Genomic DNA, 22,308 nt, shown 5'->3' on the forward strand with positions numbered 1-22,308 from the left:
AAATTAAAAATTAATATTTCCAGCTAATTCTTTCAAAGCAATTTCAGATAATTTTGCTTCATATTGAGCGTTGCTGTAACGTACTTTTGCATTAACATAATTAAGCTGAGCCGTTCTAAAATCAAGCGTTGTAATGGTTCCAATTCTAAATTTATCCAACGTAATATCCAGGTTTTGTTTAGCAATTGCTTCGTTATCTTCTTCTAAACCAATTAATTCAAGATTAGTTAAGTAAGTTTGAAAAGCTGTACTCAATTGTGTATTCAGAATCATGTTTTGTTGCTCGATTGCGATCTGAGAATTCTCAATTTGCAGTTTTGCTACTTTTTCATTTCGATGTTGATTAAAACCATCAAAAATGTTTAAAGTCGCATTAAAACCATAATTAAAACCTTTTGAAGAAGCTGAACTTGTAAAACCTAAACTAGACTGACTTTCTGTAAAAGTGTATCCAGATGTCAGATTTACAACAGGATAACGATCTGCTTTTATTTGCTTAAGTTGTAATTCGGCAATTCGTTTGTTAATGATTTGCGATTCTAAACCAGGGTTTTGTTTCTGAGCCAAATCCATTAAATCTGCCAAAACTAATTTATCATCTACTTTAACCAAATCAGTTACCGTAAAATTTATTTTTGGATCACGCGCTAAATATTGGTTCAATAAAATCTTTGCATTTGCATATGATTCCTTTTGTCTCAGGAAAGCAACCTGATCAGAATTTAAATCTACCTGAGCATTTAAAACCTCTAATTTTGAAGCTTTTCCAATACTGAAACGATTTTGTGCCAATGTCAATCTTTGCTTAGAAATTACGATTGTAGTATCTAATGCTGATAATTGATGTTGTTGCTGAACTAAGTCATAATAAGCGGAATTTACCTGACCAATTTTTACCAGAATAGTTCTTTTTAATTCAGAATCACCCAGTTTTTGCAACTCTTTTAATTGGTCTAATTTGGCAAACATTTTCATACCATCAAAAACTGTCCAGCCTAAACTTACACCATAATTTAAGTTATTATTTTTGGCATTGTTTAATTGTGTCGAAGTTCCATCCTGACGTGTTTGAGAGGAATTTGTAACGCTGTTATTGTCTGTGATTGAAGCAGTAGCTTGTGGTAACATTCCTGCGTTTCCAACGGTTACATTTGTTTCACTAATTTTTGTGTTGTTCTTAGCAATCTTAATTTCAAAATTATTTTCCAGCGCTATTTTCATAGCATCTTCGATCGTTAGAACCTCTTGTGCATTACTTTTTGCTATACAAAACAAAAATAAAACGAGACTTTTTAATACTATCTTAGTTTTCATATTATGAAGGATTAGCTTTGAATTTCAGTTTACTAACTTAAAATTCAAAGCTTTTATTTTATTTCAAAAAAATTAGAATCTATACTTTGCTATCTCTTTCATATTCTTCAATATGATCAAACTCCGGATAATGTTTTCTGGCTTTAGACCACATTAAATAAATTGCAGGAATTACAAATAGGGTCAAAGCCAAAGAGAAAATTGTTCCTCCAACGATTACAACTCCCATTCCAATTCTACTTGTAGACGCAGCTCCAAGTGACATTGCAATTGGTAAAGCTCCTAAAGCAATTGCCAAACTCGTCATCAAAATTGGACGTAAACGCGCTTCTGATGCTTCGAGAATTGCTTCCATTTTTGGTTTTCCCTGTTCTCGTAGCTGATTCGCAAATTCGACGATCAAAATACCATTTTTAGTAACCAGACCAATAAGCATTACGGTACCAATCTGACTAAAAATATTCCAGGTTTGATTGAATAACCATAACGAGAATAATGCTCCCGCAACCGCCATTGGTACTGTCAAAATGATAATTAACGGATCAATAAAACTCTCAAATTGTGCTGCAAGAATCAAAAAGATCAGTAATAAAGCCAATCCAAATGCAAAAGAAGTATTAGAACTACTTTCGACAAAATCTCGTGATTCTCCACTTAAATCGGTTGTAAAACTTTGATCTAAAACCTTAGTTTTAATTCGGTCCATTTCTTCAATACCATCACTAATACTTTTCCCGGGAGCTAAACCAGCTGAAACTGTTGCAGACATATATCGGTTATTGTGATACAATTGCGGCGGATTACTTTGTTCTTCCACTTTTACCACGTTATCCATCTGGATCAACTGACCTGATTTGTTTCTAACAAACATAGAAGTTAAATCCAATGGTTTAGATCGGTCTTTTTGATCAAATTGACCAATTACCTGATATTGTTTTCCGTTTTTAATAAAATAACCAAAACGCTGTCCACTTAAAGAAAGTTGCAAAGTTTGGGCAATATCCATAATTGATATTCCTAAACTTTCGGCTTTTGCACGATCAATACTTACGTTGATTTCAGGTTTATTAAATTTAAGGTTGACATCTGAAGTAGAGAAAACATCACTTTTACCAACTTCATTCATGAAAACCGGAATTTTTTCTCTTAGTTTTTCAAAAGTCGGAGCCTGAATAATATACTGAATCGGTAAACCTCCACGTCTGTTTACGGCAATTGTAGGTTGCTGAATTACAGATGTTTTAGCATTTGGATATTTTTTAGTCCATTTGGTTAATTTATCAGCAATATCTTTTTGAGATCGTTTTCTTTCATCCGGTTCTTTCAACGAAAGTCTGATGAAACCTGAATTGGTCGCAGAACCTCCTGAACCTCCGGCTGTGATTACTAAACTTACTTTTTTCTCCGGAATAGAATCATCTACCAATTTTGACATTTCCTGCATAAAACGATTGGTATATTCATAAGAAGAACCTTCAGGAGTTGTCATACGCATCGTTACAGAACTACGATCGTCATATGGTGCAGTTTCTTTTGGAAGAATTGTAAAGAATAAATAAATCAATCCAAAACACGCTATCAGGATTGGGAAACTAATCCATTTTTTAGCCATGAAACGCTCTAAAGCTTCTGCGTAGCCACTATTTAATTTTTCGAAAAAAGGCTCTGTTTTAACGTAGAATTTTGACTTTTTCTGTTCTCCGCCTTTCATTAAATAGGCATTCAACATTGGTGTTAAAGTCAAAGATACAAAGGCCGAAATTAATACTGCAGCACCAATTACAACACCAAATTCCCGAAAGAGTCGGCCTACGAAACCTTCTAAGAAAATTACTGGTAAAAATACCGCTGCAAGTGTAACAGAAATCGAAATTACGGCATAGAAAATTTCATTAGATCCTTTGATTGCCGCTTCGATTGGCGACATTCCTTCTTCGACTTTTTTGAAGATATTTTCGGTAACTACAATTCCATCATCTACTACTAAACCAGTTGCCAATACAATTGCTAATAAGGTCAATACGTTGATCGAGAACCCGAAAAGCCACATGATAAAAAACGTAGCAATTAACGAAACCGGAATATCAATTAAAGGTCTGAATGCAATTGCCCAGTCTCTAAAAAACAAATAAATAATAATGATTACCAGAATAATCGAAATCCCTAAAGTTTCGGCTACTTCAAGTACTGATTTTTTTACGAAAAGTGTATTATCAAGCGCAATATTCAGTTTGATATCCTTTGGAAGATCTTTCTTTAAAGCGTCATATTTTTTATAAAACTCTTTCGAAATATCAAGATAATTGGCTCCGGGCATTGGTACAATAGCTAAACCAATCATTGGAAGCCCTGATGATGTTAATGAAGTTTCAATATTTTCAGGACCTAATTCAGCACCACCAACATCGCTCAAACGAACAATTTTATCTCCATCGGTACGAATGATAATATTATTGAATTCTTCCGGTTTAGAAAGATTTCCAATTGTTTTTACGGTCAATTCGGTATTGTTTCCGGTTAATTTTCCGGATGGCAATTCTACGTTTTGCGCGTTCAAGGCATCTCTAACATCAGAAACCGTACAATTATAGGCATTTAATTTTACGGGATCGATCCACAAACGCATAGCGTAACGTTTTTGTCCCCAAATTTGAACACCGCTCACTCCAGGAATCGTTTCCAGACGTTGCGAAATAACATTTTCAGCATAATCACTCAATTCTAAGGAACTTCTGGTGTCACTCTGAACTGTCATCGAAATAATAGATTCACTGTCAGCATCGGCTTTAGAAACTACCGGCGGAGCATCTATATCCTGTGGTAAACTCCTAACAGCTTGAGAAACCTTGTCACGAACGTCATTTGCAGCTTCTTCAAGGTTTTTATCTAAGTTAAACTCGATGGTAATATTACTGCTTCCCTGATTACTTGAGGAAGTTATATTTCGAATTCCGTCAATCGCATTTACGGCTTTTTCAAGAGGTTCTGTAATTTGCGATTCGATAATATCAGAATTGGCTCCGGTATAATTGGTTCTGATAGAAACCTGTGCCGGATCAATAGAAGGAAATTCCCGAACACCCAAAAACGTATAACCAATGAAACCGAATAAAATAATTAAAAGATTCAGTACAATCGTTAAAACGGGTCTTCTTATACTTGTGGTTGATAAACTCATTATGATTTTAGATTTTAGATTGTTGATTTTAGATTGCAGATTTATTGCTAAATCTTACTACTTATCTTAAAATCTAGACTTATTTTTTTACTACAACTTTTATTGGGGCTTCATCTTTTAATGACATAACGCCGCTAGTAATTAATGTGTCTCCCGCTTTTAATCCTGACAAAATCAAAATAGAAGCATCTGTTCTTGTCGTTGCATCAACCTTAACTTCTTTGGCTTTGCCCATATTAGCGATAAATACTTTTTTACCATCTTGTATTGGAACAATCGCTTCAGAAGGAACTACGATCGCATCTTTTATAATGTTCAATGGTAATTTTACATCGGCAAATGTTCCAGGGAAAAGCTTTCCGTCGATATTATCCGCAATAGCGCGAACTTGTAAAGTACGTGTTGCAACAGCTACTTCCGGCTCAATTGCATAAATTTTTGCCGAATAAACTTTATCAGATCCTGAAACCGAAAAATCTATTGTTGATCCTGATTTTACTTGTGATGCATATTTTTCAGGAATAGAAAATGTAATCTTCAATTTTCCTGTATTGACTAATTTTGCTACTAAAATAGTTGGAGTAATATAAGTTCCCGGTGAGATAGAACGTAAACCAATTTTTCCGGAAAACGGAGCTTTTACAGAAGTTTTAGCAATTTGAGCTCTTATCAATTGGCTTTGCGCCTGAGAAGAAGCGTGATCTGCTTTTGCAACATCAAATTCTGCCTGACTTATAGCTTCTTTTTGAAGTAGTAATTTAGCTCTTCTTTCATTTTCGGCAGCCAAACCTTCTTTGGTTACAGCTTGTCTTAATTGTGCTTTTAGTTCGATATCATTTACTTTAAAAAGCACCTGACCTTTGTTTACAAAACTACCTTCATTAAAGTAAATACCTTCAACAATTCCTGAAACTTCACTGCGGATTTCAATTTGTTCATTTGCTTCAATTGATCCTGATAATGAGAGATTATTGTCAAAAGTAGAAGTGTTTACTACAATCCCCGTCACAGTTGTTGGAGTATCTTTGTCACCAAATTTTTTAGATTCGTCGTTTTTACTTTTGTTTGATACCACTCTGTAGGCAATAAAACCTCCTAGAACGATAATTAGAAGGGCGTAAATTAGGTTTTTTACTTTCATAAAATTAGGGTGAATGTGTTTTGGTCTGTGTTTTTAGTAAACTTGCAAATTTAACTTTTTGTTGTGAAAACTAAAGCTGTTAGCTTTTATTTAACACTTGTATGTACAAGTTTTTTAATTAATACAAGTCTTAGACTATTCTTCTTAACAATGGTTTAATGTTGATCGAAAAAAAAGTTTTTTATGATTCTTTTTGAGGATTTAAAAGTATTAAAAAAAGCGTCATTTTTCCTTGTTTTTTACTCGTTTTGTAAGTTTTTACTTTTTATTTAAGTATAATTAACTATTTGTTATTACGGAAAAATCTTTCAATATTGCTATTTAAAGTATTTTATCTGATTTATGTTGCACTTTATCGATTTTATTTGTAACATTGATAAGGTTAAACAAAATATATTTTTTGATACATAAAAACCTATATTTTTAATTCGTAAACGGTTCAGATATGAGAATTGGCGCCCTTTTTTAATAAAAAGTCTTAATTTTGCAAGTAATTGCGTTAACAAGTGTTTATCTTTTTTTATTCCCTCAGTAAGAAAATAATCAATTTATGAAGAAAAAAATACTTTTAGTCTTATGGTTTTCATTATTACTTGTTGCAATTTCTTTTTTGTTTTGGCAAAACGAATTTAAATATAGTTTACCAACACCAATTCCTCGTGATTATCATGAGATAGCCATGGGAAGTAAAATTGATCTAAAATGCTGCACGGCAGATCGCAGACCGGTTTTTATTCATTTCTTTAATCCGGACTGTCCATGTTCCCGCTTTAATATACCTCATGTAAGCGGATTGATTAAGAAATACGGAGATCGTATTAACTTTAAAATTGTTGTTCTCAACAAGCAGAAGAGCTTTACAATCGAAGAAATCCAGAAAAAATTCGACGCTAATATTCCAGTCTATTTTGATGATGGAATGGCAAAGAGCTGTGGTGTTTTTTCGACTCCGCAAGCAGTTCTTCTTGACGATTCTCAAAATTTATATTACCGCGGAAATTATAATAAAACAAGGTATTGCACCAATGCCGACAGCAATTATGCCCAACAGGCAATTGAGGCTTTGCTGAAACAAAACCATGCCCCTTCATTTGATGCTTTAGCTCTGAGAGCTTATGGATGTTCGTTACCAAAATGCACTAAATAAATCTATCCTTAACCTAATTATTTAATTTATGAAAACAAAAGCCAGTTTGAATGAACAAGACTATCTGTACAATTTTACGTCTACAATGACACAAAAATCAGATACAATTATCAATTATGTTCTTGCCGCTTATTTCCTTTTCGGAATCGCGTTAGCCTTTAAATATGATACTTTTGAAATAGGAGTAGGCGTTGGTACTTTGAATTTATTACTGTATTATTCGGCAAAGTTTTTTGTCAAAAGATCTACTTTTTACCAATATGTGTTGTCTGTGGTTTTAGCAATATTTATGGCGCAGTATATCTATCAAATGCACGGATTGTTTGAGATGCATTTTACGGTTTTCATTGCAAGTACAATTTTGATTATTTATCAAAACTGGAAACTTCAAATTCCGCTAACATTACTGGTAGTATTGCATCACGGAGCTTTGGCTTATATGCAAAATTTTACTTTTACTGATCCAAAAGGTTTACAATTGTATTTTTCGCAGGTTAATTTTGACCTTGAGACTTTTGTAATTCACGTAGTTTTAGCAGCAGTTGTATTTTTCATGAATGGATATTGGGCGTATTATTTTAAGAAACACAGCCAAAATCATATTTCTAAAATTTCTGATGAATACGAATTAGAAAACATCAAATTGGCATCTGCAAAATATAGCTCTCAAAGTGCTACAAAAGACTATAATGATTTTATTCACAGAACAACTTTAGATTTAAAACTGCCTGTAAATTCAGTTTTAAAACTTATCGATGTTTCAAAAGGACATACTGACAATGACAAACTGCTTAGTTATTTAGAAATGATGCGTGAAAGTGCTAAAAAGATCGACGATTTAGTAAACGACATTCATGTTAAGTCAACAAACAGCAGGGGATAAAATTTAATAGAAACCAACTTCCAGATTAATTATTAAATCTATTTTATTTTACATGTCAGTATGATTTTTAATCGGCCAGTCCAATGTGCTGATTACAAAAGCATATTAATGATTTTAGAACCAGAGCTTAATTAGAATAATGCTTTAAAAGAATTGACTTTATACGCAGAAATCTAACTGTATATTAATTTTAAAGACAAAAATTATGGATACCAGAACTAACCGTCCAACTCCATCAGATCGCGAAGTTGATTGGAATAAGAGTAAAGTATTACTCAGTAAAACAGATACAAAAGGGACGATTCTATACGCCAATGAAGATTTTATAGATGTATCCGGATATGATGAATTTGAGCTTGTTGGACAACCTCACAATATTGTACGTCATCCTGATATGCCAAAAGTTATTTTTAAATTCTTGTGGGATAGTATTAAGTCAAGCCAAAATATTCATGTGATTATCAAGAATATGTCCAAAACCGGCAGGTTTTATTGGGTTGTCACCGATTTTAAAATCATAGCTGATGCTGATGGAGAAATCGTTGGATACTTTGGAACCAGAAAATCAGTTCCAGAGGATATTATCGTAAAGTTTATAGAACCTTTGTACAAAAAACTTCTGCATATTGAAGAAGTAAGCGGACTTCACGCTTCTGAAGAATACCTTGTGGGTTTTCTGGAAGAGCGCAAGAAAACTTATATGGAATATGTGGATCACCTTATCGCAACAAAAAAAGATGATAAAAATAAAGTAAGTAAAGGTTTGTTCAATGGTTTATTTGAAAAGAAAGCACCTCCAAAAAAGTAATAACACAACAACTAACTCTAACAATATGCTTCATTGCATCAGTTAGAATATTCAAAATTTAATATTTGACCCCCAACAAATCTGAATCACCTTTAGAAATGGTAATTGAATATTCGAATCCTAAACGCTGTTTAGGTATGATACAGTGAAGTATATTTTTTTTAGGAGCTAATCCCGCACCCGAGCCTGAAAGTGCGAACTGGCGAAGCAATCCGTTCCAATCTTTTGAGGCGAACCCCGCCACAAAAGGATTTTCACTTCTATCGGGGCTAGGACAAACATTTTCATAACAAATATTAAGCTGATAAAATCCGTTTTAATCCGTGTTTTCGCAAAGCGAATCCGCGTCATCCGCGTTCTATATTGTAGCCAATCTTTGTAGAGTTTCGCGTGTGATTTCTCCTTCGTCGAAATGACAATATTGTGGAAAACCTCAGTTCCTCAGAATCTCAGTTCCTCAGCACCTTAAAAAGAATTAGCTTATATAATTCCAGATATTTTTCTTTTTAGTCAGCTCAAGAAATACAGCTTTCAAAACCGCGTGTTCCGGTTTTTGCAACGGACCATCTTCTTTAAGAATTTTCATGGCATAATTTCGGGCAAGACTCAAGATATCACGATCTCGGACAATATCTGCAATTTGAAGATTTAAAACACCACTTTGCTGCGTTCCCATTAAATCTCCGGGACCACGAAGTTTAAGGTCGACTTCGGCAATTTCGAAACCATCATTCGTCTGAACCATTGTTTCCATTCGAGTTTTACTGTCGGCACTCAATTTATGGCTAGTCATCAAGATACAATAACTCTGCTCGGCGCCACGACCAACACGACCACGCAATTGGTGAAGCTGAGACAATCCAAAACGTTCGGCACTTTCGATAATCATTACACTCGCATTTGGAACATTTACACCAACTTCGATTACTGTTGTTGCGACCATTATATTAGTTTTACCTTCAGAAAAGCGTTTCATTTCAGCATCTTTATCTGCGGGTTTCATTTTTCCGTGTAAGATCGAAATCGAATATGGAGGCAACGGAAAATCACGGGAAATACTTTCGTAACCGTCCATTAAATCCTTATAATCCATTTTTTCGGATTCCTGAATCAGCGGATAAACAATATATATCTGTCTTCCAAGAGCGATTTCATCTCTTAAAAATTTCCAAACCTTCAAGCGATTACTGTCAAAACGATGAACAGTCTGAATAGGTTTTCGACCAGGAGGTAATTCATCAATTACCGAAATATCTAAATCGCCATACAAACTCATTGCCAAAGTTCGCGGAATAGGAGTGGCGGTCATAACCAAAACGTGCGGAGGAATATCGTTTTTCTTCCATAATTTAGAACGTTGTTCTACGCCAAAACGATGTTGCTCATCGATTACAGCCAATCCCAGATTCTGAAATTTTACTTTGTCTTCAAGTAAAGCGTGCGTTCCGATTAAGATATTTAAAGTTCCGTTTTCAAGTTCTTCGTGAATGATTTTTCGAGCCGAAGTTTTAGTTGAACCCGTAAGTATTTTGATATTGATATTTAAGGTTTCTGCTAATTCTGATAAACCAATAAAATGTTGATTAGCGAGAATTTCTGTCGGCGCCATTAAACAAGCCTGAAAACCATTATCCATTGCCAGAAGCATGCTCATAAAAGCCACAATTGTTTTCCCGGAACCAACATCACCTTGCAGCAAACGGTTCATTTGAGCATTACTGCCCATATCTGAACGGATTTCTTTGATCACCCTTTTTTGCGCATTTGTAAGCTCAAAAGGCAAATGATTCTGATAAAACTCACCAAAAAACTCTCCTACTTTAGAAAATGGATGTCCTTTTATTTTATGTTTCCGAATCAGGTTTTTGGTAATTAATTGCAACTGAATAAAGAACAATTCCTCAAATTTTAGTCGGAATTGGGCTTTCGCCAAAATCTCGGTGCTTTTAGGAAAATGTATGTTGAATAAAGCCGCTCTTTTTGACATTAAATTTAATTCCGCGATCAAATAAGGAGGAAATGTTTCTGTAAATAAAGCTTGAGTTTCAATAAACAATTGCTCCATTATTTTGTTAATCGTTCTATTTGAAATTCCTCTGTTTGCCAGAGTTTCAGTCGAAGGATAAACAGGTTGCATTGCAGAGCGAAGACTTTTTTCATGCTCGCTAAACAACTCAATTTCCGGATGCGCCATACTAAACTGACTTCCGTAAAGAGAACATTTTCCAAAAATCACACAAACTTCATTCAACTTTAAACTTTCACGAACCCATTTATGTCCCTGAAACCAGTTTAAGTCCATTTGTCCCGTATCATCCACGAAAGTAGCGACAAGACGTTTTTTGTTTTTGGCAAATTCAACCGTTTTTATGTTGATGATTTTTCCAATAATCTGAACTTCTGAACCTGTATTTTGAAGTTCGTTTATCTTATAATAACGAGTTCTGTCGATATATCTATTCGGAAAAAAATTAACTAAATCCCCATATTTATGAATTCCCAATTCCTTACGAAGCAATTGACCACGAGTTGGGCCAACACCTTTTAAGTATTCGATAGGAGTTTCAAGGAGATTATAGGACATTTTTTTAGACTTCTTAAAATTTAGAGTATAGAAAATAGATTATAGAACAAAGAAACGAGATTGTAGAATTAAACGTCAAAGTTCGGTCTATATTCTTGCTTCTATAATCTTTTCTCTTTGGAAAAGCGAAGATAGATTTTAATTGGGAAATTTGAAAATGTATTGTTTCTCATAAATTATTGAATACAAATATCGTAAATTTAGCAAGTTAGGACGCAACCATTTTAAGAAAGTAAAATCTTAATAATAAGTAACCTTAAAAAACCTTTTAAAAAATGAAAATAACTGCACTTTTATTTACAGTCCTGTTTGTTGCTATTTCTTGTTCGTCTAATGATTCAGATGACAAGCCTGTGGTTTCTAATTATTATGGAAAATGGATCAATGTCGTTGATGCAAAAGATATTGATAACCCGTATGTTTTTAGAGAGTCTTATAAATTTAACAGAGGTAATACTTTTACAAAAACCAGAATTGACAGAGGCGTAACCACAACAGCATCAGGGACATTTGAAGTCTCAACTAACGAAATAGGAACAAATTTAAAATTAACTTATTCTACTGATAGCATGCTAATATTAAATTGTTCGAATAGTTTAATAGAAACCCTAACGATAACTAAAGCAGGTCTGCTGGACAATGACGGACGTATGTGTGATGCTGAGTCAACATACGAGAAAACGAAATAAAAATCGTAAATTTGCTAAAGAATAAAAAAAGTATTCAATTTTTAAAATTGGATACTTTTTGTTTTTAAATAAAAAAAATAAAATGACAACACATTTAGCACTTTTACGAGGAATCAACGTTTCGGGACACAATATGATGAAAATGGAGGCTTTGAAAACAATGTTGGAAAATATTGGTTTTAAAAATGTGAGAACGTATCTTCAATCCGGAAATGTTTTTGTAGATACGGACGAAGAAAGTGCGTCGAAAGTTGGTTTTATGATCAAACAGGAAATTTTTAAAGTTTTTGGACACGAAGTTCCTACGATTGTAATCACAAAAGAAGATTTGGAATTATGTTTTAAAAACAGTCCGTTTTTGAAAGAAAAAGAAGTTGATACTAAAAAGCTATACGTCGCTTTTGTTTCGATTGCGCTAAAAAGCGAAAACATCAACGATTTAAAAATAAGCCAGTTTAAACCTGATGAAGCCAGTATTGATGGCAACAGAATCTTTATTAAATATGCTGTTGGCGCTGGAAAAACGAGATTTGATCAAAAATATATTGAGAAAAAACTAAACGTTACAGCAACAATTAGAAACTGGAATACGGTGACTAATTTGTTGAATATGTATTCAGAATAATTAAATAATGAGATAATGAGATAATTTATTTGAGTGTTCTAATAATTATCTCATTATCTCATTATCTAATTTAGTTTTTAGGAACCAAATCACAATACCAAAATCCGTAATCAAAAGCATCGGTTGAATTGGTGTCGCAAGCTGTATTTGAAGAATCTTCGGTTTTTGGTTTTTCATATTTTCGATAAACAATTTCTCCGATTTCAAAATTTATAGGTTCTGAAAAAATTGGTCCGTCAAAAGTAAAAGTGTGAAATTCGCCATTTTCGCCACAAACATCTACATTTTCGGGTAGATCATTTATAAAACTCTGATCGATTATACGTCCAACAAAGCTTTTGTCCAGATAACGCTCGTTTACACAAACTACAATAGTTTTGAATCCTAAGGAAATAAACTCCTGAATCAAATCGTGAGTCGGGATTTTCCAGATTGGGAAAACGCCTTCAAATCCCATTTTTGCCAATTGATCTTCGCGGTATTTTCGTAAATCTTCCAGGAAAATATCCCCAAAAACTGAATGTGTAATACCACCTTTTTTTAATTCGGTTAAAGATTTGGTCATTACATCTTCATAAACTTCCATTGTTGGCATTTCCGGAATTTGCAGAATTTTCAATGGTAAACCAATACTTTTTGCTTGCGCTTCAAGTAATTCAACACGAACGCCATGCATCGAAATACGCTGGAATTGTTGGTTGACGCTTGTCAATAAACATTCGATTTTATAATCAGGATTCTGTAAAATTTTATATAAAGCAAGTGCAGAATCTTTTCCGCTGCTCCAGTTAAATAAGGCTTTTTTGGGTATTGACACGATAATGTAATTTTCTGTTGGTAAACTTACAAATTTCGTTCGATTTGTTGGCGAAACCTTTGTAACTTTGGATTTCTTATACGCCAAAAAATGACATTATTTAAAGATAAATATAAAATTGATTCTAAAAGATTGAAAAATTGGGATTACTCTAGTGAAGGAATGTACTTTGTTACATTAGTGACTAAAAACAGAAAATCTATTTTTGGATTAATCGAAGAAGATAAAATGATTCTGAATGAGAACGGACAAATAATCGAAATGGAGCTTTTAAAATCAATAAAAATTCGTAAAAATTGGTTTTTCCATAATTGGATTGTTATGCCAAATCATATTCATGTATTGATTGAAATAATGGAACCAAGATTAGAAGGTCTACAGATTGCCAGTATGCAGAATGTAGACATTCAGAATACCCGCACGCATATTGTAGAGGCGCACAGCAGTGCGTCTCCGTCCAGTATATCGACAAAGATTGGGTCAAATATTGCCGAGACGCACTGCTGTGCGCCTCTACGTGGTAATTGGGACGGAATTGAAAATGGGCACAAAAATCAATTAGACACAGAAATCGTAGAGGCGCACAGCAATGCGTCTCCGTCCAGTATATCGACAAAGATTGGGTCAAACATTGCCGAGACGCACTGCTGTGCGCCTCTACGTGATAATTGGGACGGAATTGATAACGAGAAGATGAATCGTAAATATGAAAACGAGAACCAAAATTCATTAACTACAACATTATCACGTAAACCAAATTCAATATCTTCATTTGTTGCCTTATTTAAATCGGTAAAAACCAAACAAATTAATGGAATCGAATCTATATGGCAAACCAATTATCACGACCATATTGTTCGTAATTACAAATCATTTGAAATTATTTATAATTATATAAAAACCAACCCAAGATTGTGGGAAATGGATTCTATGAAACTTTAATCGTCAATGAAATATATTCTTCTATTTTTTACCACTTTCATTTTTGCACAACAAACTCAATTTGTCGATTTCAAATCGGTTAATAGCCAATTGAAATTAGATGTATCAGGCAAAACAATCGCCGGTTCAGTAGAATATCAGTTTGATGTTTTGAAACCAATTGACACGATTAAAATTGATGCCAAAAACATGGAATTTACGAAAATCCGAATCAATCAAAAAGAGGTCAATTTTGTAAATACAGGCAAAGAATTAAAGCTTATTGATAATTTTCAGAAGGGAAAAAATACTTTGACTTTTGATTATTGGGCAAAGCCAAAACAAGCGCTGTATTTTATTGATATGGAAAATTCAGAAGTTCAAATTTGGACACAAGGACAAGGAAGATATACGAGTAATTGGTTTCCGAGTTTTGATGATGTCAACGAAAAACTGATTTTTAATTTCGGAATTACTTTCAATAAAGACTATCAGGTAATCTCAAACGGAACTTTAAAAGAAAAAACGACAAATAGCGATTTAACGCAATGGCAATACGGAATGGAAGAACCAATGAGTTCTTATCTGGCAATGATTGCGATTGGGAAATATGATAAAAAAGAACTGAAAGCAAAGTCAAAAGTTCCGTTGGAATATTATTTAGAAAATAAAGATGTTAGTCGTTTTGAATCAACATATCGTTATTCAAAACGAATTTTTGATTTTCTGGAGAAAGAAATAGGAGTAAAATATCCATGGGAAATTTATAGAGAAATTCCGGTTCGTGATTTTCTGTATGCAGGTATGGAGAATACAACATCAACACTTTTCGCCACACGTTATGTGGTAGATTCAATAGGTTTTGAAGATCGCAATTATACAAATGTAGATGCGCATGAATTGGCACATCATTGGTTTGGGGATTTAATTACCGCTGAAAGTAGTACACATCACTGGCTTCAGGAAGGTTTTGCAACTTATTATGCTTTGCTTGCTGAACGTGATATTTATGGAGAAGACTATTTTTATTCGAAATTATATGATTCTGCACAACAAATAAAATTCGCTTCCAGAACAGATTCTGTTCCGGTTTTGAATGCCAAAGCAAGTTCTCTGACTTTTTACGAAAAGGGAGCTTGGGCATTATTCGTTTTACATGAAGCAATTGGCGATAAAGCATTCAAAAAAGTGATAAAAAGTTACTTGAAAAAGTATTCTTATCAAACCGTAAATACGCAAAATTTCTTTGACGAAATAAAGAAAGTATCTGATTTTGATTTAGACAAATTTCAAAAAACATGGTTAGAATCTCCAGCTTTTGATACTCCAACAGCAAATGCTTTATTGAGTAAAAACAAAGCGATTCAAACACGTTTAGAAGTTGATAAATTAAAGAAAACGCCTTTGGCTGAAAAAGAAGTTTTTCTGAAGAAAACTTTAGAATCAGATGTTTTTCAAGGCGTGAAACAAACAATTGTTGATCAATTAGCAAATGAAAAATACGAAGCTAAAAAAGATCTTTTATTAACAGCTTTAAAAACAAATAATGTGCAAGTCCGTCAAGATGTTGCAAGTACTTTGACTAAAATTCCGGAAGATTTTAGATTAGAATATGAAACCTTGCTTGACGATAAATCATACCAAACTCAGGAAATTGCTTTGTTTTGGTTATGGAAAAACTTTCCGAATCATCGTTCAGAATATCTTGACAAATCAAAAAACTGGACAGGTTTTAACGACAATAATCTTCGTACAATGTGGCTTTCATTAGCTTTATCGACACAAAATTATAGTAGTAATCCAGAAGAGTTAATTAGCGAATTGATTTCTTTTTCTTCAACAAAATATGAAGCTACAACGAGACAAAATGCACTTGAAAAACTCATTTCCTTCAAAATTATTAATGATCAGGTTTTGACTAATTTAGTATCGGCAACAACGCATCATATGTGGCAGTTTTCTAAGTTTGGAAGAGATACAATTCGCTTTTTATTAAAAAATTCAGAGATGCGTGTTTCATTTGAAAGAATTTTGCCTAATTTGACCCCTGATGAACAATTCCAATTGGATCGTTTGTTGAAAGAGAAAGTAGTGGAGAAATAGAGAATAAAGAATAAAGAATAAAGAATATAGAATATAGAATATAGAATAAAGAGAATAGAAGCAAGAAGCAAGAGTAAGGATTTAAACGAATAAGAAGTCTTTGCTCTTTATTCTTTATTCTATTTTCTTAAAAAGTTTCCAAAAACAAATACCTACAATATATTTATGAGAGCATTGGTTATTTCTGGTGGAGGAAGTAAAGGCGCATTTGCTGGTGGTGTGGCGCAATATCTAATTGAAGAAAAAAATCACGAATATGATTTGTTCATTGGCACTTCTACCGGAAGTTTGCTGATTCCGCATTTGGCGTTGGGACATATCAAGAAAATCCATTCCGTTTATACCAATGTTACAATGGGAAGTATCTTTAATATTTGTCCATTTGTGGTTAAAAATAAGGATGGAGTCGATATTGTAACTATAAATCACTTCAATGTTTTACGTCAGTTTTTTAAGGGAAAGCGAACTTTTGGAGAGAGTAAAGGATTAAAGAGATATATTCAGAATAACTTCAGTCTTTCGGATTTTAATAAATTAAAGAAACTGAATAATGATGTAATAATCACCGTAACCAATTTTACCAAAAACGAATCAGAATATAAATCTATAAAGGATTGTAGTTATGAAGAGTTTTGTGATTGGTCCTGGATCTCTAGTAATTATGTTCCGTTTATGAGTTTGGTGGAGAGAAATAATTCTGAATATGGCGATGGCGGATTTTCGAGTTTGGTTCCTATTCGTGAAGCTATTAATCGCGGCGCAACAGAAATTGATGTAATTATTCTGGAAACAGAAGTAAATATGGATAAAACCGTTATTGGTAAAAATCCATTTTCGCTAATGATCGATTTGTTTAGAATTGCGTTAGATCAGGTTGAAAAACATGATATTGCTATAGGAAAACTTATGGCAACCAATAAGAATGTGAAACTTAACTTATATTATACGCCAACAAAATTGACTAATAATGCGCTTATTTTTAATAAGGAAGTAATGAAAGTTTGGTGGGAACAAGGATATGAATATGCTCAGAATAAGTCTGAAATTATGAGTGATAACAGGTAATTTAAGAATGTTGATTTTAGATTTTAGATTGATGGGAACCTAAATGTTGTTCTTAATAAAAAATCTAAAATCTAAAATCTGAATTCTAAAATTAAAATCTTACCAAAGTTCGGCTACTTCATTTTTAATATATGCCAAAGCAGCATTACTTGGAGATTGTTTCTCTAGTAAATCATTCAAAATCTTTTCGCGCAATTTGTCTGCACTCTCAACACGATCGCTCATGGCAGCTTTACGAATGATTTGTATTGTTGAGTTTTTTGCTGTTGTAATAATCGTCCAACATTCATCAGACATATAAATTTGTTGTGTCAGATTGTGCTCAAATTCTTGTTCGATTTGATCGATTACAAAGTTCTCATAATCGTGTTTTTCGTTAGAAATTGGAGCAATTCTGATCAATAATTTCGTAAGGTTGATACGCTCTAAATACAAAGTCATACGCTCGTAAGCCTGCAAACGTATTGGTAACGATTGTTTTTGATATTCTCTGTTTAATAAAAAATTACGTTTTTTATCATTGTTTTTAATGTGCAGTTCAAAAAAACTATAAGCCACAAATCCGGTAACGATGGCTGGTAAAGTGTAACTGGCTAATTCTATAATTCTATTAAAATCCATTTGGTTTAATTTTTCAACAAAAATATACTTTTTGAGGAGAAATCCGCTTTAAATTTATTGTAATAAACAAAATGGAAGTTTACTTTTGTTTCCTTCTTCTAAAACCTACTGAAACACAACATTAATGGATTCATACATTATACTTTTTCTTTGTTTAGCAGCTTTTGCAGCTGGATTTATTGATGCAATTGTAGGCGGCGGCGGATTGATTCAAACTCCAATGGGATTGATTTTATTACCTAATTTACCGGTTTCGACTGTTATTGGAACGCTGAAATTACCGGCTTTTAGCGGAACCGCTTTTGCAGCTTTTCAATATTTGAAAAAAGTAGTCATTCAATGGAAGTTGCTTTTGATAATGATGTGTTTAGCAGTTCCCTCGGCATTTTTAGGCTCTACTATATTAACAATGGTAAGCAATGATTTTATGAAACCGCTTTTATTGGTCGTTTTATCATTGTTGTTTATTTATACGTATGCAAAGAAAAATTTTGGACAGCATGAAGCCAAAGATCATTCGGCAACTACTCAAATTTTATACGCGGTTGTTATCAGTGTAATTGTGGGTTTCTATGACGGATTTATTGGTCCGGGAACGGGAAGTTTTTTTGTAGTTGCTTTTATCGCACTTTTAGGCTTTGACTTTTTACACGCTTCTGCAAATGCTAAAATGGTAAATCTGGCAACCAATTTTGGCTCGATTTGTTTATTTATGATTAAAGGAAAAATCATTTGGTCAATCGCAATTCCTATGGCAATCAGCAATGGACTTGGCGGATGGCTTGGAGCCAAACTGGCAATTAATAAAGGAAATGGTTTTATTCGGATTTTCTTTCTGATTGTTGTAATTGGTACTTTGATACGATTTGCTTACGACGTATTTTTTAAATAAAAAGGTTCTGAGGTACTAAGATTCTAAGTTGCTAAGTTTTTTAGTTAATTATTAAGGATTATGGTGTAAATCTATTATTCTAAAACAAAAACTTAGAACCTTAGCCACTTAGAGCCTCAGTACCTTTATAAAAAAGAAACGGATTGTTTGTTTATAGCCCCGATAGAGGCGGTATCCTCGCAGTGAAACGGAGAGATATAGCCGAAAGCGGGAACTATGTTTGTTGAAAAAGCCTAATGTTCTGCTTCAAAAAAAGCTTAGAAACTTATAATCTCAGAAACTTAGTAACTTAAAAAAAGGTAGTAGCTTATTCAACCATTAATTCTTATTTTTGCATAATATGGAGAAAAATTTCATGCAAAAGTACATTGATCAACTCAATGAAGCGCAACGACAACCCGTGCTGAAAAAAGACGGGCCAATGATTATTATTGCTGGTGCAGGTTCGGGAAAAACCCGTGTTTTAACTATTAGAATTGCTTATTTGATGGCGCAAGGAATTGACGCTTTCAATATTTTATCGCTTACGTTTACGAACAAAGCTGCTCGTGAAATGAAGCACAGGATTTCGGATATTGTGGGTGCATCTGAGGCAAAAAATCTTTGGATGGGAACTTTTCACTCGATTTTTGCACGTATTCTTCGTGCGGAATCGGAGCATTTGGGATATCCATCCAATTTTACCATTTATGATTCTCAGGATTCGGCGAGACTGATTTCTTCTATTATTAAGGAGATGCAGTTGGATCGTGATATTTATAAACCAAAACAGATTTTAGGTCGTATATCTAATTATAAAAACAGTTTAATTACGGTAAAAGCGTATTTCAATAATCCTGAATTGGTAGAGGCCGATGCAATGGCTAAAAGACCACGTTTAGGAGAAATTTATCAGCAATATGTAGAGCGTTGTTTTAAAGCAGGCGCGATGGATTTTGATGATTTGTTATTGAAAACCAATGAATTATTGACTCGTTTTCCTGAGGTTTTGGCAAAATATCAGAATCGTTTCAGATATATTCTGGTTGATGAGTACCAGGATACGAATCACTCTCAGTATTTGATTGTTAGGGCTTTGTCTGATAAGTTTCAAAATATTTGTGTTGTTGGTGATGATGCGCAGAGTATTTATGCTTTCCGTGGAGCAAATATTAATAACATTCTGAATTTCCAGAAGGATTATGAAGGCGTAATTATGTTTCGTTTAGAGCAAAATTATCGTTCAACAAGAAATATTGTTGAAGCGGCAAATACGGTGATGGAGCACAATAAAACAAAACTTGATAAAGTTGTTTGGACTGCAAATGATTTTGGACAAAAAATCAAAGTACACCGCAGTTTAACGGATGCCGAAGAAGGACGTTTTGTTGCAAGTACGATTTTTGAACAAAAAATGCAGAATCAATTGCATAATGGTTCGTTTGCGATTTTGTACCGTACCAATGCACAATCTCGTGCAATGGAGGATGCGTTGAGAAAACGTGATATTCCTTATCGAATTTATGGAGGTTTGTCATTCTATCAACGTAAAGAGATCAAAGACGTTTTGTGTTATTTACGTTTGGTAATTAATCCAAAAGATGAGGAAGCGTTGGTTCGTGTAATCAATTATCCGGCACGTGGAATTGGTGATACTACTGTTGAAAAACTTACGATTGCTGCCAATCACTACAAACGTTCGATTTGGGAAGTGATGGTGAATATTGATAAAATTGACTTGAAATTAAACGCTGGAACGAAGAATAAAATCAATGATTTTGTTACGATGATTCAGAGTTTTCAAGTAATTGATCAAAATCAGGATGCTTTTTATATTACAGATTATGTAGCTAAAAAAACCGGTCTTGTTCAGGAATTGAAGAAAGATGCAACGCCGGAAGGAATGGCGAAGATTCAGAATATCGAAGAGCTTTTGAATGGTTTAAAAGATTTTACTGAAGGACAAAAAGAAATTGATGGCGCAAGAGGAGCTTTGTCTGAATTTATGGAAGATGTGGCGCTTGCAACTGATTTAGATAAAGATACATCTGATGAAGATCGTGTGGCTTTGATGACGATTCACTTGGCAAAAGGACTTGAATTTCCGCACGTTTTTGTGGTAGGAATGGAGGAAGATTTGTTTCCGAGTGCGATGAGTATGAGTACCAGAAGTGAATTAGAAGAAGAACGTCGATTATTTTACGTAGCTTTAACTCGTGCAGAACATCAGGCATATTTGACTTACGCACAATCGCGTTATCGTTGGGGGAAATTGACAGATAGTGAACCGTCACGTTTTATTGAAGAAATCGACGGACAATATCTGGAATATCTTACTCCTGCGGAAACTAATTATAGATACAAATCGCCAATTGATGGTGACATTTTTGGAGATATTGATAAATCTAAATTGCGTTTAGCAAAACCAATTGGTTCAACGCCACCAAAACATGTTACGGATAATCATCCAAAACCGGATTTGAATATTCGTAAACTAAAACCTGTTACAGGAACTAATCCAAATAGTGCTGCGCCAAATTTATTCGACAATAAATTGACGATTGGAAATGTTGTAATGCATGAACGTTTTGGAAAAGGTGAAGTTGTAAATCTGGAAGGTGTTGGAGCGGATAAAAAAGCCGAAATAAAATTTGAAGTGGGAGGTCTTAAAAAATTGTTACTTCGTTTTGCTAAATTGGATGTTGTTGGTTAAGAAGAAAGAATATAGAAGAAAGAGGATAGAAAATAGATTTTTGAAAAAAGTTGTTTTTTTATTACTGGATTTGATTTTCTTGCTTGGCAATTTCTCGTGACTTTTGTTATTATTTGTTTTAAAAACTTTAAAAGAATTAAAGATTAGTCTTTATTCTATAATCTAATTTCTTTATTCTAAAAAAAATGGCTGAGTTCATAAAAATATATCCGGATAAACCTAGTGAGGCAGCAATTGCCAAAGTGGTAAAAGTGCTTCAGAATGGAGGATTGGTAATTTACCCAACTGATACTGTTTATGGTTTAGGTTGTGATATTACAAATTCACGTGCATTGGAGAAAATTGCAAAAATTAAAGGTGTGAAACTAGAGAAAGCAAATTTCTCGTTCATTTGTCATGATCTGAGTAATTTATCAGATTATGTTCGTCAGATTGATACATCGACTTTCAAGATTCTGAAAAGAGCTTTGCCGGGACCTTATACTTTTATTTTGCCTGGAAATAATAATTTACCAAAAGAGTTTAAAAAGAAAACTACTGTTGGTATTCGTGTTCCTGATAATAATATTATTTTAGAAATTGTTCGCCAATTAGGAAATCCTGTGGTTTCAACTTCTATTAGAGATGAAGATGATGTGATTGAATATACTACAGATCCTGAATTAATTTTTGAAAAATGGCAGAATATTGTCGATTTAGTTATCGATGGTGGCTATGGTGACAATGTTGGATCGACCATTATTGACTTATCAGATTATGAGCCAGTTATTGTGAGAGAAGGTAAGGGCGATATTGGTATTTTGTAAAAAAATACTGAAATTGAATAAT

The 22,308-nt window shown here is 33.6% G+C and carries 17 protein-coding genes; 11 read left to right on the plus strand and 6 right to left on the minus strand.

Annotated elements, in window-relative coordinates; all coding sequences use genetic code 11:
- Positions 1 to 3: 3 nt before the first annotated feature.
- From CLU81_RS25160 to CLU81_RS25170, 3 genes are all read right to left on the minus strand, one after another.
- Positions 4 to 1,314 (minus strand): TolC family protein, encoded by a 1,311-nt coding sequence (locus tag CLU81_RS25160; protein ID WP_099712341.1) that lies wholly within the window; start codon positions 1,312 to 1,314, stop codon positions 4 to 6.
- A gap of 79 nt (positions 1,315 to 1,393) precedes the next feature.
- Positions 1,394 to 4,492, minus strand: a complete 3,099-nt coding sequence (locus CLU81_RS25165) for an efflux RND transporter permease subunit (RefSeq protein ID WP_099712342.1) — start codon at positions 4,490 to 4,492, stop codon at positions 1,394 to 1,396.
- 79 nt (positions 4,493 to 4,571) lie between these two features.
- The gene (locus CLU81_RS25170; RefSeq protein WP_099712343.1) at positions 4,572 to 5,633 is read right to left on the minus strand and encodes an efflux RND transporter periplasmic adaptor subunit; all 1,062 of its coding nucleotides are present in this window, start codon (positions 5,631 to 5,633) and stop codon (positions 4,572 to 4,574) included.
- Between the two features lie 550 nt (positions 5,634 to 6,183).
- Between CLU81_RS25170 and CLU81_RS25175 the strand changes: the two genes are divergently transcribed.
- The 3 genes from CLU81_RS25175 to CLU81_RS25185 all read left to right on the plus strand — a co-directional run bounded on the left by CLU81_RS25175 (position 6,184) and on the right by CLU81_RS25185 (position 8,471).
- Positions 6,184 to 6,780 (plus strand): peroxiredoxin, encoded by a 597-nt coding sequence (locus CLU81_RS25175; protein ID WP_099712344.1) that lies wholly within the window; start codon positions 6,184 to 6,186, stop codon positions 6,778 to 6,780.
- A 28-nt stretch (positions 6,781 to 6,808) separates the two neighbouring features.
- Positions 6,809 to 7,663 (plus strand): hypothetical protein, encoded by an 855-nt coding sequence (locus CLU81_RS25180; protein WP_099712345.1) that lies wholly within the window; start codon positions 6,809 to 6,811, stop codon positions 7,661 to 7,663.
- 205 nt (positions 7,664 to 7,868) lie between these two features.
- Positions 7,869 to 8,471 (plus strand): PAS domain-containing protein, encoded by a 603-nt coding sequence (locus CLU81_RS25185; protein ID WP_099712346.1) that lies wholly within the window; start codon positions 7,869 to 7,871, stop codon positions 8,469 to 8,471.
- A 475-nt stretch (positions 8,472 to 8,946) separates the two neighbouring features.
- Here the strand turns inward: CLU81_RS25185 and recG are convergent, their stop codons facing one another.
- Positions 8,947 to 11,055, minus strand: coding sequence for an ATP-dependent DNA helicase RecG (gene recG / locus CLU81_RS25195; protein ID WP_099712348.1), 2,109 nt, complete (start codon positions 11,053 to 11,055; stop codon positions 8,947 to 8,949).
- Positions 11,056 to 11,330: 275 nt separating this feature from the next.
- Between recG and CLU81_RS25200 the strand changes: the two genes are divergently transcribed.
- Together CLU81_RS25200 and CLU81_RS25205 are read left to right on the plus strand one after the other, a co-directional pair.
- Entirely contained in the window at positions 11,331 to 11,744 is a 414-nt protein-coding gene (locus tag CLU81_RS25200) for a hypothetical protein (RefSeq protein WP_099712349.1), read from the plus strand.
- Between the two features lie 82 nt (positions 11,745 to 11,826).
- Positions 11,827 to 12,369 (plus strand): DUF1697 domain-containing protein, encoded by a 543-nt coding sequence (locus tag CLU81_RS25205; protein ID WP_099712350.1) that lies wholly within the window; start codon positions 11,827 to 11,829, stop codon positions 12,367 to 12,369.
- Positions 12,370 to 12,439: 70 nt separating this feature from the next.
- Here CLU81_RS25205 and CLU81_RS25210 read toward each other — a convergent pair whose 3' ends face one another.
- Entirely contained in the window at positions 12,440 to 13,180 is a 741-nt protein-coding gene (locus CLU81_RS25210) for a diphthine--ammonia ligase (protein WP_099712871.1), read from the minus strand.
- Between the two features lie 96 nt (positions 13,181 to 13,276).
- Between CLU81_RS25210 and CLU81_RS25215 the strand changes: the two genes are divergently transcribed.
- The 3 genes from CLU81_RS25215 (at position 13,277) to CLU81_RS25225 (ending at position 17,275) form a co-directional block, all read left to right on the plus strand.
- A complete protein-coding gene (locus CLU81_RS25215; RefSeq protein ID WP_099712351.1) occupies positions 13,277 to 14,128 on the plus strand; it encodes a transposase in 852 nt (283 codons plus the stop codon).
- Positions 14,129 to 14,134: 6 nt separating this feature from the next.
- Positions 14,135 to 16,210, plus strand: coding sequence for a M1 family metallopeptidase (locus CLU81_RS25220; RefSeq protein WP_099712352.1), 2,076 nt, complete (start codon positions 14,135 to 14,137; stop codon positions 16,208 to 16,210).
- A gap of 165 nt (positions 16,211 to 16,375) precedes the next feature.
- Positions 16,376 to 17,275, plus strand: a complete 900-nt coding sequence (locus tag CLU81_RS25225) for a patatin family protein (RefSeq protein ID WP_099712353.1) — start codon at positions 16,376 to 16,378, stop codon at positions 17,273 to 17,275.
- Positions 17,276 to 17,374: 99 nt separating this feature from the next.
- On the opposite strand, the gene CLU81_RS25230 is transcribed toward CLU81_RS25225, so the two are convergent.
- Positions 17,375 to 17,896, minus strand: coding sequence for a hypothetical protein (locus tag CLU81_RS25230; protein ID WP_099712354.1), 522 nt, complete (start codon positions 17,894 to 17,896; stop codon positions 17,375 to 17,377).
- A gap of 124 nt (positions 17,897 to 18,020) precedes the next feature.
- Here CLU81_RS25230 and CLU81_RS25235 point away from each other — a divergent pair, with 124 nt between their 5' ends.
- From CLU81_RS25235 to CLU81_RS25245, 3 genes are all read left to right on the plus strand, one after another.
- On the plus strand, positions 18,021 to 18,788 hold the full coding sequence (locus tag CLU81_RS25235; protein ID WP_099712355.1) for a TSUP family transporter: 768 nt from the start codon (positions 18,021 to 18,023) through the stop codon (positions 18,786 to 18,788).
- A 355-nt stretch (positions 18,789 to 19,143) separates the two neighbouring features.
- Positions 19,144 to 21,480, plus strand: a complete 2,337-nt coding sequence (locus CLU81_RS25240) for an ATP-dependent helicase (RefSeq protein ID WP_099712872.1) — start codon at positions 19,144 to 19,146, stop codon at positions 21,478 to 21,480.
- Positions 21,481 to 21,665: 185 nt separating this feature from the next.
- Positions 21,666 to 22,286 carry an L-threonylcarbamoyladenylate synthase gene (locus CLU81_RS25245; RefSeq protein WP_099712356.1) on the plus strand — a complete coding sequence of 207 codons (621 nt, stop codon included), beginning with the start codon at positions 21,666 to 21,668 and terminating at the stop codon, positions 22,284 to 22,286.
- The last annotated feature ends 22 nt before the right edge of the window (positions 22,287 to 22,308 follow it).

Origin of the sequence: Flavobacterium sp. 9, assembly GCF_002754195.1 — a bacterium.
In the GTDB taxonomy this organism is placed as follows: domain Bacteria; phylum Bacteroidota; class Bacteroidia; order Flavobacteriales; family Flavobacteriaceae; genus Flavobacterium.